Annotated in this window: 13 protein-coding genes and 1 pseudogene; 7 read left to right on the top strand and 7 right to left on the bottom strand. The window is 73.7% G+C overall.

Going from position 1 to position 15,836, the window contains the following annotated elements:
• Window positions 1–197 precede the first annotated feature (197 nt).
• The gene (locus KKZ08_RS09515; protein ID WP_223778976.1) at window positions 198–1,124 is read left to right on the top strand and encodes a glycoside hydrolase family 6 protein; all 927 of its coding nucleotides are present in this window, start codon (window positions 198–200) and stop codon (window positions 1,122–1,124) included.
• 64 nt (window positions 1,125–1,188) lie between these two features.
• A complete protein-coding gene (locus KKZ08_RS09510) occupies window positions 1,189–1,677 on the top strand; it encodes a GNAT family N-acetyltransferase (protein WP_223774029.1) in 489 nt (162 codons plus the stop codon).
• 78 nt (window positions 1,678–1,755) lie between these two features.
• Here the strand turns inward: KKZ08_RS09510 and KKZ08_RS09505 are convergent, their stop codons facing one another.
• From KKZ08_RS09505 to KKZ08_RS09485, 5 genes and pseudogenes are all read right to left on the bottom strand, one after another.
• The gene (locus KKZ08_RS09505) at window positions 1,756–2,214 is read right to left on the bottom strand and encodes a GNAT family N-acetyltransferase (protein WP_223774028.1); all 459 of its coding nucleotides are present in this window, start codon (window positions 2,212–2,214) and stop codon (window positions 1,756–1,758) included.
• Complete coding sequence (locus tag KKZ08_RS09500) at window positions 2,211–2,663, bottom strand: RidA family protein (protein ID WP_223774027.1); 453 nt, start codon at window positions 2,661–2,663, stop codon at window positions 2,211–2,213. Before KKZ08_RS09500 ends, KKZ08_RS09505 begins: the two co-directional genes overlap by 4 nt.
• Window positions 2,664–2,728: 65 nt before the next feature.
• The gene (locus KKZ08_RS09495) at window positions 2,729–3,784 is read right to left on the bottom strand and encodes a hypothetical protein (protein WP_223774026.1); all 1,056 of its coding nucleotides are present in this window, start codon (window positions 3,782–3,784) and stop codon (window positions 2,729–2,731) included.
• Window positions 3,781–5,063: pseudogene (locus KKZ08_RS09490) on the bottom strand (MFS transporter). The gene KKZ08_RS09495 and the pseudogene KKZ08_RS09490 overlap by 4 nt, the downstream one beginning before the upstream one ends.
• A gap of 14 nt (window positions 5,064–5,077) precedes the next feature.
• Window positions 5,078–6,046: a metallophosphoesterase gene (locus KKZ08_RS09485; protein WP_223774025.1), complete on the bottom strand. Its 969-nt coding sequence runs from the start codon at window positions 6,044–6,046 to the stop codon at window positions 5,078–5,080.
• 342 nt (window positions 6,047–6,388) lie between these two features.
• Between KKZ08_RS09485 and KKZ08_RS09480 the strand changes: the two genes are divergently transcribed.
• The 4 genes from KKZ08_RS09480 to KKZ08_RS09465 all read left to right on the top strand — a co-directional run bounded on the left by KKZ08_RS09480 (window position 6,389) and on the right by KKZ08_RS09465 (window position 12,357).
• A complete protein-coding gene (locus KKZ08_RS09480) occupies window positions 6,389–9,472 on the top strand; it encodes a DEAD/DEAH box helicase (RefSeq protein ID WP_223774024.1) in 3,084 nt (1,027 codons plus the stop codon).
• Between the two features lie 235 nt (window positions 9,473–9,707).
• The gene (locus KKZ08_RS09475; protein ID WP_223778975.1) at window positions 9,708–10,970 is read left to right on the top strand and encodes an SWIM zinc finger family protein; all 1,263 of its coding nucleotides are present in this window, start codon (window positions 9,708–9,710) and stop codon (window positions 10,968–10,970) included.
• A gap of 120 nt (window positions 10,971–11,090) precedes the next feature.
• Window positions 11,091–11,531 (top strand): hypothetical protein, encoded by a 441-nt coding sequence (locus KKZ08_RS09470; protein WP_223774023.1) that lies wholly within the window; start codon window positions 11,091–11,093, stop codon window positions 11,529–11,531.
• A gap of 49 nt (window positions 11,532–11,580) precedes the next feature.
• Entirely contained in the window at window positions 11,581–12,357 is a 777-nt protein-coding gene (locus KKZ08_RS09465; RefSeq protein ID WP_223774022.1) for a nucleotidyltransferase domain-containing protein, read from the top strand.
• Window positions 12,358–12,790: 433 nt separating this feature from the next.
• Here KKZ08_RS09465 and KKZ08_RS09460 read toward each other — a convergent pair whose 3' ends face one another.
• Window positions 12,791–13,294, bottom strand: a complete 504-nt coding sequence (locus KKZ08_RS09460) for a DUF3574 domain-containing protein (protein ID WP_223774021.1) — start codon at window positions 13,292–13,294, stop codon at window positions 12,791–12,793.
• 159 nt (window positions 13,295–13,453) lie between these two features.
• Complete coding sequence (locus tag KKZ08_RS09455; RefSeq protein WP_223774020.1) at window positions 13,454–14,071, bottom strand: 2'-5' RNA ligase family protein; 618 nt, start codon at window positions 14,069–14,071, stop codon at window positions 13,454–13,456.
• Window positions 14,072–14,262: 191 nt separating this feature from the next.
• Here KKZ08_RS09455 and KKZ08_RS09450 point away from each other — a divergent pair, with 191 nt between their 5' ends.
• A complete protein-coding gene (locus tag KKZ08_RS09450; protein ID WP_223774019.1) occupies window positions 14,263–15,654 on the top strand; it encodes an amidohydrolase in 1,392 nt (463 codons plus the stop codon).
• The last annotated feature ends 182 nt before the right edge of the window (window positions 15,655–15,836 follow it).

The following is a 15,836-nucleotide window of genomic DNA, read 5'->3' as shown; positions in this document are numbered from 1 at the left end:
TTTGTCCGGTCCCCGGTGGAAGACGGGGCCGCGACGGGCACCACGACCGCAGACTCCGGGAAACGCGTCGGGCAGGACCGGCGCCGAGCAACTGGAGCCGTCCGGTGTCCCAGCCGCCTTGCCCCCGCCTCGGGCCCCGCCGTCCCTCCCGCCACCGCTTCCCGCTCCTGCGGGGGGTCCTCGCCGCCGTCCTCCTTCTGGGCGCGGCGGCCTCCGGCAGCGCACAGGCGGCCCGCGCCGAGCCCGGGGGCGCCCCGGTGTTCTGGGTCGACCCGGACAGCGCCGCCGCCCGGCAGGCCGACGAATGGTGGGAGCAGGGGCGTATCGAGGAGGCCCTGCTCATCGAGCGCATCGCGGAGCGCCCCCAGGCCGTGTGGCTCAACGACGACGAGCCGGGGGCGGTCGTGCGGGCCAAGGTGGAGGCGGCGGAGCGGGCGGGTCGCACCGCGCTCCTCGTCGCCTACTTCGTCCCGGACCGCGACTGCGACGGCTACTCCTCCGGGGGCGCCCGCGACGCCGCGCACTACCGCGAGTGGATCGACGACTTCGCCACGGGCCTCGGCACCACGGGCGCCTACGTGATCCTGGAGCCGGACGCCGTCGCGCACATGGTGGCGGGCTGCGAGGACGCCGACGCCGACGAGCGGTACGCCCTGCTCGCCCACGCCGTCGAGCGCCTCAAGCGGCAGCCGGACACCAAGGTGTACCTGGACGCGGGCAACGTCGGCTGGATCCCCGACGAGCGCCGCCTGGTCGCCCCGCTGCGCAGCTCCGGGATCGACGAGGCCGACGGTTTCGCGCTGAACGTATCCAACTTCCACACGGACGAGGAGAGTGCGGACTACGGGCGCCGGCTCGCCGCCGAGCTCGGCGGCGACAAGCACTTCGTCATCGACAGCAGCCGCAACGGCAACGGCCCCTACGCGGGCACCGAGGCCTGGTGCAATCCGCCGGGCCGCGCGCTCGGCACCCCGCCCACCACCGCCACCGGAGACGCCGCGCTCGACGCCTACCTGTGGATCAAACGGCCCGGAGAGTCCGACGGAACCTGCCGGGGCGGCCCACGGGCCGGGCAGTGGTGGCCCGAGTACGCGCTGGGGCTCGCCGAGCGGGCGCGCGGCTAGCGCTCTGACCGTTGGGCGTGATCACGGTGGACCTCTTTCCGTCGTACGACGAAGACTCGCGGGCATGGTGACTCTGCGGGTTCTCACGACAGACGACCGGCCGTTGTGGCGAGCACTCCGCCTCGCGGCGCTGACCGACGCGCCCGACGCATTCAAGGTCCGGCTCGTCGACTGGGACAGAGGCGAAGAAGAACGCTGGCATGCCCGCCTGGAGCTTCCCGGCGCCTACCACGTTGCCGCGCTGCTGGACGGGCACCCCGTTGGCATGGCCAGCGGCCTTCCCGGCGCCGCCGGTATCAGGGAGCTGAGGTCTGTCTGGGTCAGCTCCGAGGCGCGAGGCCGTGGCATCGGCAACCGGCTGATCACGGCAATCGAGACCTGGGCCCTGGGATCGGGCGGAGCAGCCTTGAAGCTCGCGGTGCTCCCGGGCAACGAATCCGCCATCGCCCTCTACCGGCGCAACGGTTTCATGGACACGGGAGAGCGCGGCGACGTGCTGCCCGATGGGACGACCAGGGAACAGATCATGGTGAAGGCACTTCGCCGGGCGTGACCAGCAGGCTTGATCCACTCCGGGGAAACCGTCAAGGACCGGCCACTGCCGTTCCGGTGAACCTTCCCCGTCGGAGCGCTAGCGGGGCCGCCAGACGCAGCGGACGTCGGGCTCGCGCTCCTCGTTGCCGGAGCCGTCGGTCCGTTCGGCCTCGGTGAAGCCATGGCGTGCGTAGAACCGCCGCGCCGGGGCGTTCACCTGGAACGTCCGCAGCCACAGGCCCTCGGGGCTGCGCTCCTTGGCCAGCGCCACGAAGCGGTCGCCGATGCCGCGGCCCCGCCACTGGGGGTCGAGGTAGAGCTGGCTCAGCTCGTCGCCGTCGAGCACCATCATGCCGACCGCCCCGCCCGCCGCCTCCGCGAGCCACGTGCCGCCGGCCGGCACGACGACGTACCGGAAGAACTCCCGCACCTCGGCGTCGGAGTGGGCCCGGCGCACGGTCGGCAGCGCGGCGTCATAGGAGCGCAGATAGACGTCGGCGACGGCCGCGCCGTCGGACGCGGCGGCCGGGCGCAGAGCGACCGGGGTGGCTGTCACGGGCGCTCCGCAGGACGGTCGTCCGCGGGTGGGCCGGGTACGTCGGGGACGACCGCGGTGGCGGTGATCTCCACGAGCTGGCCCCGGTAGCCGAGGCAGGTGGTGCCGAGCAGCGTCGAGGTGTGCGGGCCCGCGTGCAGGCCGGAGGCGCGTACGACCTCCCAGGCCTCGTCGAGCACCGCGGGCGTGTCGCCGACGACGTACACCGTGCTGGCCACCACCTGCGACAGGTCGCTGCCCACCGCCCGCAGGGCCTCGTCGAGGTTGGCGACGACCTGCTCGGTCTGGCGGGCGATGTCGCCCTCCCCGACGAGCCTGCCCGCGGGGTCGAGCGGGACGGACCCCGCCATGAAGGCGAGGCGGGTGCCCGCCTCGACGACGGCGGCGTGGGCGTAGCCGGGTGGCGGGAAGAGGGTGGGAACGACGGTGCGTTCCGGGACGGCGGTCATGGAGGGATCATGCGGGGCCCCGGCCGTGTACGCACCCGAATTTCGTACGTGACCGGGGCGCCGGCTCAGCGCACGGCCGCCGGTGAACTGCCGCCCCGTACCCGCAGGGTGGGCTTGCCCGAGCCGTCGGCGGGCGTCGCCCAGATGTCCTGTTTGCGGCCGTCCTCGCCCGGCAGCGCGTACGCGAGAGTGCCGTCGTCCAGCCAGGCGGCCTGGTCGTCGACGTTCCGCCGCTCGGCGAGCGGGCGCTCCCGCATCGTGCGGAGATCCAGGACGTACAGCCGCCACGGGTCGCGGGTCCCCTCGCGTACGCGCTTCTTGAAGGCGAGGCGCGTGTCGTCGGGGGAGAGGGAGGGGCATTCGACGTTCTCGCGCAGGGCGGTCGCCGACCACTTCTTCATGTCGCCGCGCACGAGGTACGTCTTGCCCTTCGTCGAGACGGTCGCGTAGAAGACGTTGTCGTCCTTGGTGAACGTCACGCCCCAGTAGTTGACGTCGGGGGCGTGGTAGCGGCGGCCGTCGAGGGTGAGGGGGATCTCCTCCATGTTCTTGATGAGGTAGCCGGTGCGGGTGTCCAGGATCGAGGTGCGGGTGGAGAAGGAGGAGCCCGCGTAGGAGTCGCCGGTGGCGAACATCGTCCAGGACAGCATCCGGCCCGACGCGGAGACACGGGCCCGGTTGGGGATGCCGGTCAGCGCGACGCGGCGCTTCTCGCGGAGCTTGTCGTCCAGGACGACGGCGTACGACTTGGGCGGGATCCCGGAGCGGCGCTGGAGGCAGAGCCCGGTGCCCCCGGCGGCGTAGAAGCGCTCGCAGGACGGGCCGCCGGTGGTGCGCGCGGCCTGCGGGGCGGCCTTGCCGGACGCGGGGAGGCGGGCGACGCGGCCCGCGCCCGCCTCGGTGCTGCGGAAGTACAGCTGCCCCCGGTCGAGGCCGAACGCGGAGGTGGTGTCGGCGGACTGGGCGCGCTGCGCCGCGTGCAGGGTGTACGCGACCGCGACGCCCGCGAGGACGGCGGCCGCCACGGAGATCGCGACGATGCGGGAGCGCAGCGATCGCGGTGTGCCGGGAATGCCAGGAGTATCAGGAATGCCAGGAATGCCAGGGGCTGACTCGGTCATGAGGGCCTTTCGGGACGGGGCCTTTCAGTACCGGCCCTTTCGGTACGCGGGAGCAGCACGGCCGCCCCCGCGAGCGCCGCCGCCAGGGCGGCGACCGCGCAGGTCAGCGCCGTGCCGACGCCCCACAGCGTCCAGGCGGCGCCGAAGCCCGCGGCGGCGACAAGACGGGCGAGGGCCTGTCCCGTCTGGAGCACGGCCATGCCGGCGGCCCGCCGCTCGCTCGGTACGAACGGTGTGGCGAGGGCCATCAGGACGCCGTCGGTGGCGGCGTAGAAGACACCGAGCAGGAGCAGGACGCCGACGAGCAGCGGCCGGCCGTCGGTGGGCGCGAGCAGGAGGACGTAACCGCCGAGGAGCGCCAGGTGCCCGGCGAGGAAGGGGACGCGGCGCCCGACGCGGTCGGCGAGCCGCCCGGCCGGGACGGCGAGCAGCAGATAGACGGCGGCGGCGCCCAGCGGGAGCAGCGGGAACCACGACACGGCGAAGTCGAGCCGCCGTTGGAGCAGGAGGTAGAGGAACGCGTCGCCGATGGTGGCCGCGCCGAGCAGCGAGGCGGCGTACAGGACGCGGCGGAAGGCGGGGACGCGGAGCAGGTCGAGCGCTCTGGGGCCCGCCTGCTTCCGGGGGCCGGGCGCGGAGAGCTCCCGGTGGCCGGGCACGAACGCGACCAGCATCAGCACCCCGAGCAGCCCGAAGCAGAAGCTGACGACGAACACGGCGTCGTACGCGTCCGCGGTCGCCCACAGCAGCGCGAACGCGGCGAGCGGCCCGAGCAGCGCGCCCGTGGTGTCCATCGCGCGGTGCACGCCGAAGGCGCGGCCGAGGGTGTCGGGCGGGCTGCTCAGCGAGATGAGCGCGTCGCGCGGCGCGGTCCGCACGCCCTTGCCGACGCGGTCGGCGGCGAGCGCCGCGCCGATCCGGCGGCGGCGCCGCCCGCGAGCAGCAGCCCGAGGCGGGAGAGCGCGGAGAGGGCGTAGCCGCCCCCGGCGACGAGCTTGTGCCGCCCGCCGCGGTCGGCGGCGTACCCGCCGGCCAGCCGCACCAGTGCGGTCACGCCGTTGTAGAGCCCGTCGAGGAAGCCGAACTGGAGGGGGGAGAGGCCGAGTTGGAGGACGAAGTAGAGCGGCAGGACCGCGGTGACCATCTCGGACGAGATGTCCGTGACCAGGCTGACCGCGCCGAGCGCGAGGACGGGTCCGGCGACGCGGCCGCGCCGGGCCTCGGAGGCGTCGCGCCTCTCCGAGACCTTGGCGGCCGCGTCGGTGGTGGCCAGATACATGGCGCTCGCTCGTCTCAGCGGCAGGTGTAGGACGGGCTGGTGTCCTTCGTCGAGCCGTCCGTCGCGACGAGGTTCCAGGAGAACCCGGTGTCGGTGAAGTTCAGCTTGATCACGCCGAAGGTGCCGGTGATCCGCTTCTGGCTGTTGGGCTGCACCTCCTCGATGTCGTACGGGTTGGCGCCGCCCATGCCGCCGAGCAGCTCGACGATGCCGTTCGGGTCGGCCTTGCCGTCCGCGTTCTGCGGCGCGAACCGCTCGTAGTGGTGGTCGTGGCCGTTCAGCACCAGCTCGGCCTTGTTCTCCTGGAGCAGCTTCCATACGGGGCGGCCGACGGGGTCGTTGCCGTGGCCGCCGGAGGAGAAGAGCGGGTGGTGCCAGTACGCGGCGACGCACTTCTTGTCGTTGGCGGCGAGGTCGGCCTTGAGCCAGTCGATCTGCTCGTCGTCGTCGAAGCTGTTGGAGTCGAGGGCGATGAAGTGCCAGTTGCCCTGGTCGTAGCTGTAGTAGCTCTTGCCGTCGGGGTAGGCGATGGACCCGAAGTAGGACTTGTAGCCCTTGAGCGGACCGGCCGGGTCGTAGGTCTCGTGGTTGCCGGGGATGGGGCGGGTCTTGTTCTTGAAGGCGCCCCAGGTCTTGTCGTAGTAGTTCTTGTAGTCCTTCAGGCGCGCGTCGTCGTACTGGTTGTCGCCCATGGTCATCACGAAGGACGGGTTGATCTGCTTGACCAGGGCCGCCGTCTTGGGGTGCTTGCAGCTGCTGCTGCTCGCGGTGCACTGCTCGGCGATGTCACCGGCGGCGACCGCGGTGAAGCCGGCTCGGGGCCCCGCGGCGGGGGAGGCGTCGGCCTCCTCGGCCGGGGACCAGAGCAGGACGCCGCCGACCAGCGCGAGCGAGGCGCCCACGGCGATCGGGACGCCCCAACGGGCCCTGGGTGAACGGGCGTTGGGCGTGCGGGAATTCATGGCGCGGGGGGTGGGCGGCATGTCCGTCTCCTCGGTTGGCGTGGGGGTGCCGGGCCGTTGCGGGGAATCCTGGCGAGGCGGCATGAGCGCGTCAAGGAGTTGGGATGAATTTTTGTTAGGAAACTTTCCTTCCAGTGCTTGGTGGGGGCTGGAGGAGGTGGGTGGTGGGTGGCTGGGGGCGGTGCGGGCGGGCTGTGGATGGGGGTGGGTCGGACCTGGCCGGAGGGGTACGGGACGGGTCGGTGGGGGCGGGCCGGGGCGGTCGTGGGGTGGTCGCGGGGTGGGGTTGTCAGTGGTCTCGCCTAGGGTGGCGAAGGTGGGGGACGGGTGGCGTGAGCAGGGGCTGAGTGAGGCGGTGCGGCGATGACGGCAGAGGCGGCGGCGGTGGACGACGCCCTCCCGCTCGTACGTTCCTGTGCGGCTGTCTTCCTTCCGGCGGAGGTGCCGAGGCGGGGGCGGGTGGCGTTGTGGCGGCCGGGTGGGGGAGCGCTGCTGGAGGGGGTGGCGGCGGGGGTCGGTGAGGGGCGGGGCTGGGCTGCGGGTGGGGGCAGGGGGGTGGCTGACCTCGGAGGTCTGGGGGGTTCCGGGGGTCTAGGAGGGCACGGGGGAGGGGCGGGCTTCGCAGGCCCTGGAGGCTGTGAAAGGGCGGGAGAGCTCGGCGATCTCGTCGTCGCCCGTAGGCACGGCAAGGGCGCCCGTTCCCGGACCGTGCCCGCGCTGTTCCTGCCGGTGGCCGAGGCCGTGCCGCTCCTGCTGCGCGCCGCGCACCCGCATCCCACCGCCGCCTGCTGGGCCGCCGCCGCCCGGCACGCGCTGCACCTGGCCGCGCGGGGCAGGCTGTTGCCCGGCCTCACCGCGGAGGACCTGGACGCGTGGCGGGCCGGGCCACTCGACGAGGCCGATGTCGTCCAGCTGCGGGCCATCGCCGCGGCCCTGCCCGCCGAGGCGCACGCCGTACCGCTGCCGGGGGGCGGGCCACTGCTGCTGCCTGAGCCATTCGCCCTGGTCAGAGCCTTCGTGGACGCCGTGGTGGACACGCTGCCGCGCACCCCGGCCGCCGCACACGCGGTCGGCGCCCCCTTCGCGGCGCGGGAGCCCCAGCGGCTGCCGGGCGCGCGGGAGTGGGCGGCGGAGGTCGCGGCCGGGATGGACGCCGGGGTGCGGGTGTCCCTGCGGCTCGACCTGCGGGCGCACGAGGTGTTCGACAGGGCGGAGGAGACAGGGGCCTGGACTGCTCAGGAGGGCGGGGGTGAGCCGGGAGCCGCGTCGGCGTCCCGGGGCGCGGGCCGGGCGGAGGTGCCCCGCGCGGCCGTGGCCAGCCCCGCGGCCGCCGTCGTGCAGGTCCACAGCCTCGCCGACCCGTCGCTCGTGACCGACGTCCCCGGACTCTGGGCGGACACCGACCACTTCGGCCCGCGCGCCAGGGTCGACACCCTGCTCGCCCTGCGCCGCGCCGCCCGCGTATGGCCGCCGCTCGCCAGGCTCCTGGAGCGGCCGCGCCCCGACGTACTGCCGCTGAGCGAGGAGGAGTTGTACGACCTGCTGGGCTCGGCGGCCGGCCGGCTCGCCGCTGCGGGGGTGGCCGTGCACTGGCCGCGCGAGCTGACGCGCGGCCTCACCGCGACGGCCGTCGTCCGCCCCGCGCCCGGCTCCGCCGCCGACAACTTCGACTTCTTCAAGACCGAGAAACTGCTCGAATTCCGCTGGCAGCTGGCCTTCGGCGACCAGCCGGGCGACCCGCTGACCGACGCCGAACTGGACCTGCTCGCGGAGGCGCACCGCCCGGTGGTCCGCCTCCGCGACCAATGGGTGCTGGTCGACCCCGAACTCGTACGCAAGGCACGCAAACGCGACCTCGGCCTGCTCGACCCGGTGGACGCCCTCTCCGTCGCCCTCACCGGCACGGCGGAGGTCGACGGCGAGGAGGTGCCCGCCGTGCCCGTCGGCGCGCTCGCGAAGCTCCGCGAGCGCGTGACGGACGACCTCGGCACGATCGCCCAGCCGCCCGGCCTCGACGCCACCCTGCGGGACTACCAGCTCAGGGGCCTCGCCTGGCTGGACCGCATGACCTCGCTCGGCCTCGGCGGCTGCCTCGCCGACGACATGGGCCTGGGCAAGACGATCACGCTGATCGCCCTCCACCTCCACCGCGCGCACCCCGCGCCGACGCTCGTGGTCTGCCCCGCGTCACTGCTCGGCAACTGGCAGCGGGAGATCGAACGCTTCGCGCCGGGCGTACCGGTACGCCGCTTCCACGGCCCGGGCCGCAGCCTCGCCGGACTGACCGGCGGCTTCGTCCTCACGACGTACGCCACGATGCGTACGAGCGCCTCCGAACTGGCCGGCCGGCCCTGGGGCCTCGTCGTCGCGGACGAGGCGCAGCACGTCAAGAACCCGCACGCGGCGACGGCGAAGGCGCTGCGCACGATCCCCTCCCCGGCCCGCGTCGCGCTCACCGGCACGCCCGTGGAGAACAACCTCTCCGAGCTCTGGGCCCTCCTCGACTGGACGACCCCCGGTCTGCTCGGCCCCCTGAAGGCGTTCCGCGCCCGGCACGCGCGTCTGGTGGAGGGCGGCGATCCCAGCGGAACCGGCGAGAACGACGAGGCGCTGGCCCGCCTGTCCCGTCTGGTGCGGCCCTTCCTGCTCCGCCGCAAGAAGTCCGACCCCGGCATCGCCCCGGAACTCCCGCCGAAGACGGAGACCGACCACCCGGTCGCGCTCACCCGCGAACAGACCTCGCTGTACGAGGCGGTGGTGCGCGAGACACTGGCGCGCATCGAGGCGTCGGACGGCATCGCCCGCCGCGGCCTGGTGATGAAGCTGCTCATGGCGCTCAAGCAGATCTGCAATCACCCGGCGCAGTATCTGAAGGACGGCGTGCTCACCACGCGGTCGGGCCGCGCCCGCTCGGGCAAACTGGAGCTGCTCGACGAACTGCTCGACACGATCCTCACCGAGTCGGAGAGCGCGGGCGCCGTCCTGATCTTCACGCAGTACGTGGAGATGGCCCGCCTCCTGGAGACGCACCTGGCGGGGCGCGGCATCCCCACGCAGCTCCTGCACGGCGGGACGCCGGTGGCGCGCCGCGAGGAGATGGTGGACCGCTTCCAGTCGGGCGAGGTCCCGGTGTTCCTGCTGTCGCTGAAGGCGGCGGGCACGGGCCTGAACCTCACCCGGGCGGGTCACGTGATCCACTACGACCGCTGGTGGAACCCGGCGGTCGAGGAGCAGGCCACCGACCGCGCGTACCGCATCGGCCAGACCCAGCCCGTCCAGGTCCACCGCCTGGTCACAGAGGGCACGGTCGAGGACCGCATCGCCGAACTCCTGGCGGCGAAGCGGGCGTTGGCGGACGCGGTGCTCGGCGAGGGCGGCGAATCCGCGCTCACCGAGCTGTCGGACGCGGAACTGACGGACCTGGTGGCGCTGAGGAGGACGACGTGAGCGGGGCGGTTGGCGCCGACGGCGGTCGGGGACCGGCGGACGACGGCGACACGACGCCGACGCGTGCCGGGCGGGAGCCGTTGCGTGCCGGGCGGGACTCGTCGCGTGCCGGGCAGGATCCGTCACGGGGTGAGCGGGACTCGTCACGGGGTGGGCGGGACTCGTCACGGGGTGGGCGGGGCCTTCGCGGGGCGGTGGCCTCGGCTGGGCCAGCGGCATGAGCGAGACGAGCCGCATGGGCAGTGGCCGCGTCTTCCCCGCCCTGCCGGCGCACCTGGACCCCACGGAACCCTTCGCCGCGTCCTGGTGGGGCAACGCGTGGATCGACGCGCTGGAGGAGAGCGCCCTCGACCAGGCCCGCCTGGCACGCGGCCGCACGTACGCCCGCGAAGGGGCGGTCGACACGATCACCGTCGCGCCGGGCCGCATCGTCGCGTACGTCCACGGCAGCCGTCCCCGCCCCTACCGCGCGGAGATCCGCCTGCGGACGATGCTCCCCGAACACTGGGACCGCTTCCTGGACGCGGTGGCCGCCGACCCCGCGCACATCGCGGCGCTGCTCGACAAGGACATGCCGCACGCGCTGGCTGCGGCTGCGGACCGGGCCGACGTCCAACTGCTGCCGGGCGCCCGCGAGCTGTCCCCCTCCTGCACCTGCCCCGACCGGGGCCACCCCTGCAAACACGCGGCAGCGCTTGCCTACCAGACGGCCCGCCTCCTGGACGCCGACCCCTTCGTCCTGCTCCTGCTGCGCGGAGGCGAGGAACAGGACCTCCTGGACGAGCTGTCCCGCCGCAACGCGCACAAGTCGGCGGCGGAACAGCAGGCCACCCCGCCGCCGCCCACGTCCGCCGAACCGGAACTGCCCGGCACCCCGGCGCGGGACGCGCTGACCTTGGAGTACCGCCCAGCGCTCCCGCCCCCGATGGCGCCCCCGGCCCACCCGGGCGAGCCGCCGGTGCTGCCGTCGCTGCCCGGCGCCCCGGACGCGACGTCCCTGGAATTCCTGATCACCGACGCGGCGGCCAGGGCCCACGCGTTCCTGACCACGGGCGCCGACCCCTTCACGGCCACGTCCCCCTGGCACGACGCGGTCCGCCTGGCGGCCTCGCACCCCGGCCTCACGGGCCGCCGCACCTTCAGCCGCCAGTTCGCCGAACTGGCCCGCTCCGTGGGCCGCACCCCCGCGGACCTCTCCCGAGCGGCGGCGGCCTGGCGCCAGGGCGGCGAGGAGGGCCTAGCGGTCCTGGAAACCCCCTGGGACCCCCCGGCGGGCCCCTTCGACCGCGCCCGCGGCGCCCTGGCGGCGGCGGACCTCCCCCGCATGACGATCCACCGCAACGCCCTCACGACCGCGGACGGCTCCCTCCAACTCCGCTTCGGCCACGACAACCGCTGGTACCCGTACCGAAGCGAGCCGGGCGCGGACGACTGGTGGCCGGAGGGGGAGGCGGACATGGATGTGGTGGGGGCGGTGGCGGGGGTGCTCGGGGGATGAGAAGGCCTCCGTCCGAGGAGTCATGGGAAGGCGGCGTGCCGGGAGTGGTGGCGGGGCGGCAGCGCGTTGTCGGTGCCGCGCGTTACCGTGAAGGGGTCGGAGGCGGAGAAGGGGGGGCCCGTGGACGCTGAGTTGACCGCGTTGGCGGCGGCCGGGGCGACGGCGCTCGTGCAGCAGATGGTCACCGAGGGATGGACGCAGGCCCGGGATCGCGTCGCCCGGTTCTTCTCGCGGGACAGCGGGGGTGACGAGGGCGTTCTCGTCGGGGAGCTGGAGGAGGCGCGCGCCGAGGTCGTCGCCGCGCATGACGCCGGGGACAGCGAGACCACGGCCGACGTGCGGACGGAGTGGCGTTCCCGGCTGCGCCGCAGGCTCGCCGCCGATCCCGCCGCCGCTGCCGAACTGCGGGCCTTGCTGGACGAGTTGGCTCCGGACACCGATGCGGGCGTGCCTCAGGGTGGCGACACGTACAACCACATCAGCGGTGGCGTGATCCACGGCACGGTGATCCAGGCGGGGAGCGTCGGGCAGCTGAACACCGGCGACGGACGGCGACCGTGACGACCGTCGACGCCGGGGTGGTTCCATGACGACGCGTTTCACGCGTTCCATGAGCGACGAAGCCTTCCTCGACCATGTCGCCGACCGGCTCGCCGCCCTCCCCGGTGTCGAGGCCGTCACCCTCGGCGGCTCCCGCGCGCAGGGCACGCACACCGCCGACAGCGACTGGGACACCGCCGTGTATTACCGCGGGCCCTCCTTCGACCCCGCCGCGCTGCGTGCGATCGGCTGGGAAGGGGAGGTCTCGGGGATCGGCGAGTGGGGCGGCGGGGTCTTCAACGGCGGGGCGTGGCTCACCGTCGACGGGCGCCGCGTCGATGTGCACTACCGCGATCTCGACGTGGTCGAACGCGAGGTCGAGGAGGCCGAGGAGGGGCGGTTCCGCTGGGAGCCGCTGATGTTCCACCTCGCCGGGATCCCCAGCTACCTGGTCGTCGCGGAACTCGCCGTCAACCAAGTGCTGAGGGGCGAACTGCCGCGCCCCGCCTACCCCGAGGCCCTGCGCCGCACGGCTCCCGGCGTCTGGCTCGGCCGGGCCCGCATGACCCTCGGCTACGCCCGTGACAACAACGCCCCGCGTGCCCAGCACACCGAGGTCGCGGGCGCCCTCGCCACGGCCGCGATGGAGGGCGCGCACGCGGTGCTCGCCGCGCGCGGCGAATGGGTCACCAACGAGAAGCGGCTCCTGGAGCGGGCGGGTCTGCGGGACATCGACGCGATTCTGGTTTCCCTGGCGGCAGCCGGGCCCGTGGACCGTGAGCGCCTCTTGAGGGCGCTCGACGAGGCGGAGCGGCTCATTGTGACGGGCGTGACGGCGGGGGCGTGACGCCCGGGGTGTGGCAGCAGGGGCGTGCACCGTGGCGGCGGTGGTGTGTCTGTGGCGGCTGGGGCGCACCATGGCGGCCGCGGCCGCGGTCGCTGTTGCGGGCGTTGTTGTGGTGTTGAGGTCCACCGTGCGGCTGGTGCGCGTCGTGACGACGCAGGGGCGTTGACGGCGGTTGAGGGGCACCTTGCGGCTGTGCGCGTCGGGAGGCAGGTGCCCTGTGGCCGCCGGGGAGGGAGGCCTTGCGTGACGGCCGGGGGCTCCGCATGACGGCCGGGGCTCCGCGTGTCGGCCGGGGATCCCTCTAACGGCCGGGGCTCCGCGTGATGGCCGCGAGGCTCTGCGAGCCGGGCCCACGGAGCTCGCCCGGCCCCGCGAGGCTCCGCGAGCCTGGCCCACAGAGCTCGCCCGGCCGCCTCCCTCCGCGCGCCGCCGGTCAGAAATCGACCCTCGTCCGCTCGTCCAGCCGCGCCACCGACTCCTGCGCGAACGCCTTCTCGTAATCGCTGCGGATCTCCTCGATCAACACGTCCCGCTTGCGCGCCTCGCCCGCCGGATACAGCAGGATCAGTTCGTACGAACGCTCGCGCTCGATCCTGCCGTTGGCGTCGCGCCACTGCCCGCGCCCGTCCTGGATGGTCAGCCCGTCGGGGAAGCCCGGCGTGACCTCCTTGTCGATGAAGGCCATGAACTGCTTGTCGGTGACGGCGGGGCCACCGTCGGGACGCTCCGTGCCGAAGAAGAGCCGGGTCTCCGTGTAGGGCTTGCCCCGGACGGGCGTCGACGGGGCGGCCGTTGAGGTGGCAGCGGTGGAGGACGACGACCGCGGGGCGTCGTCCAGTGAGGCGTACGCCGCCGGGGCCGCGACCGCGAGGACGGCGGTCGCGGCGCCGGCCACGGCGAGTCGGGTACGGGTGAGGCGGGAGAGGGTGAGAGCCACGGGGCGGCCCCTTTCGGGTGAGGAGGGGTCCGCGAGCCCACCCCCGCCGGGTACGGGAGTGCGGGAGCCGTGGACCCATGTCGGCGGCAAACCGTAGCGGACGTGCCCACCCCGCCCGTCCTACTTCTCGGGGGATGTCCTGACTCCTGCCCGGCGGTTTCACATCCGCTTCGTACGCGCGTCACAGAGCGCGGGCCCGGCCACGCACTCTCCCAGGCGGTACGTCCTGAGGTCCCGCCAGCCGCCCGCGCCGTCCGTCACGATCAGGTGGACCTCGTTCACCTGGCTGACGAGGGGCAGGTGCGGGGCGAGCCGGGTCTCCAGGGCGTCGTAGGCGGCTTCGTACGTGTCCGGGCCCTCGTGGTTCGCGAGGGTCAGGTGGGGCGGGAGGGGAGGGGTGAAGATGCCGCGGTACGGGACCGCTTCGGGCCAGCGGCCGGTGAGGGACTCGGTGAGGGACTCGGTGAGGGCGCGTACGGGGGCTTCGGGTTCCGGCGGGAGGTAGAGGACTCCCGGGTAGCGGCGGAACCCGCTGAAGGTGAGGGTGAAGGGCGCGTGGGCCGCGAACACCTCCGCCAGGTCGGCGTGGGCCGACGCGCAGAGGCGGGACTCGTTGAGGAACGGGTAGAGCACCGTGACGTGGGCCGGGAAGCCCGCGCTCACCAGATGGTCCGCCTCGGGGACGCGGATGCTGAGGGCCGTGTCACCGGGCAGATCGGCCCAGCCACCGGGTTCGTCCCGCGTCGTCGTCGCCGTCGCCGCCGCTGTCTCCGTCACGGCGCCCCCTCGGTTGAGTCTCGTACGTACGTGCCCACAGTGCGGCATGGTGTCACGACGGCATGGGCGGGCATGGGCGGGCACTGGCGGTACCGGATGCCGCACCGACCGCCCCGGCCGCACCCCCCCCCGCAGCCACAGCCCACCCCCACACCGCCCCCCGCCGCCCTGGACGCCACTACCGTGAAGAAATGACGCCGCCGACGCCCCCGTCCCCTACACCCCCCGCCGACCTCCTCATCACCGGCTGCACCGCCCTGACCCACGGCCCGGACGGCGAGATCGTCTTCGTGGACGACGCGGTGATCGTCGTACGTGACGGAGTGATTGCCTCGGTCACAGCAGCCGATCCCGCCGGCACGACCGCCACCCCGGAGGCCCGCGTGGCCGCCGAGCACATCGACGCCCGCGGCACCGTCGCCCTCCCCGGCCTCATCAACTGCCACACGCACACGCCGATGGTCGCCCTGCGCGGCCTCGCCGAGGACCTGCCCGCCCACGCGTGGTTCAACGACTGGATCTGGCCCATCGAGTCCAATCTGACCGAGCGCACGGTCGGGCTCGGCGCGCGCCTCGCCTGTGCCGAGATGATCCGCGGCGGCGTCACCACCTTCGCCGACCACTACTTCGCCATGGACACGGTGGCCGACGTCGCCGAGGAGAGCGGCTTGCGTGCCGTCCTCGGCCAGGCCTACTTCAGCTCGCAGGGACCGGACGGGCGGGCCGCCTCCCTCGACTTCGCGCTGCGGCGGCGCGGCGCCGCCGACGGGCGCGTCACCACCTGCCTCGCCCCGCACGCCCCGTACACCGTCGATGACACCGACCTCGCCGCGACCGCCGAACTCGCCCGCGAACACGGGCTGCTCGTCCACATCCACGCCGCAGAGAACCGCGAGCAGACCGAGAACAGCCTGGCCCGGCACGGCCGTACGCCCATCGAGGTCCTGGAGCGCGCCGGGCTCCTGGACGTGGACCTCCTCATCGCCCACGCCACCGGCCTCGACCCTGCCCGCGACCTGCCCGCGCTGCGCCGTTCCGGTGGTCGCGTCGCCGTCGCCTCGGCGCCCCGCGGCTATCTGAAGTTCGGCTGGGACACCACACCCGTGCGGACGCTGCGCGAGGCCGGCGTCCCGGTCGGCCTGGCCACGGACGGCGCCGCGTCCAACAACACCCTCGACGTGTGGGAGTCCATGACGCTCACCGCGCTCGTCCAGAAGCACGCGGAGAACGACCCCACCTGGCTCACCGCCCGCCAGGCCCTGGACCACGCCACGTCGCAGTCCGCGCGAGCCGTCGGCCTCGGGCGGGTGGTCGGCAGCCTCGCCGAGGGGCGGCGCGCCGACATCATCCTCGTGGACCTGAGCGGACCGCACACCCAGCCCGTGCACGACCTGGCCGCCACCCTGGTGCACAGCGCCCGCTCCGCTGACGTGCGCACCACGATCGTGGACGGCCGGGTCCTCATGCGCGACCGCGAACTGCTGACCCTGGATGTGCGGGAGACGGTCCGGGAGTTGGGCGAACTGCTGCCCGAACTCGTCGACCGGAGCCACGGCAGACGCGTCCAGGAGTACGAGGGCTGACCGCGCCGCCCCTGTGACCTCTCACCTCGCACTCTCACCTCGCGTCTCGAACCTTTCGCCTTTCACCCCTCACCCCTCACCCCTCACCCCTCACCCCTCACCCCTCACCTCAGATTCCCTTTTCGGCTTTTCTCGCCCGGGAGCGATGAGTTCCGCACACCCCGCCGGTCCACCCTTTCGCC

It is taken from the genome of Streptomyces sp. 135, assembly GCF_020026305.1.
Taxonomy (GTDB): Bacteria; Actinomycetota; Actinomycetes; order Streptomycetales; family Streptomycetaceae; genus Streptomyces.
Note: the sequence above shows the minus strand (reverse complement) of the source record. Positions and strands in the feature narration are given on the sequence as shown.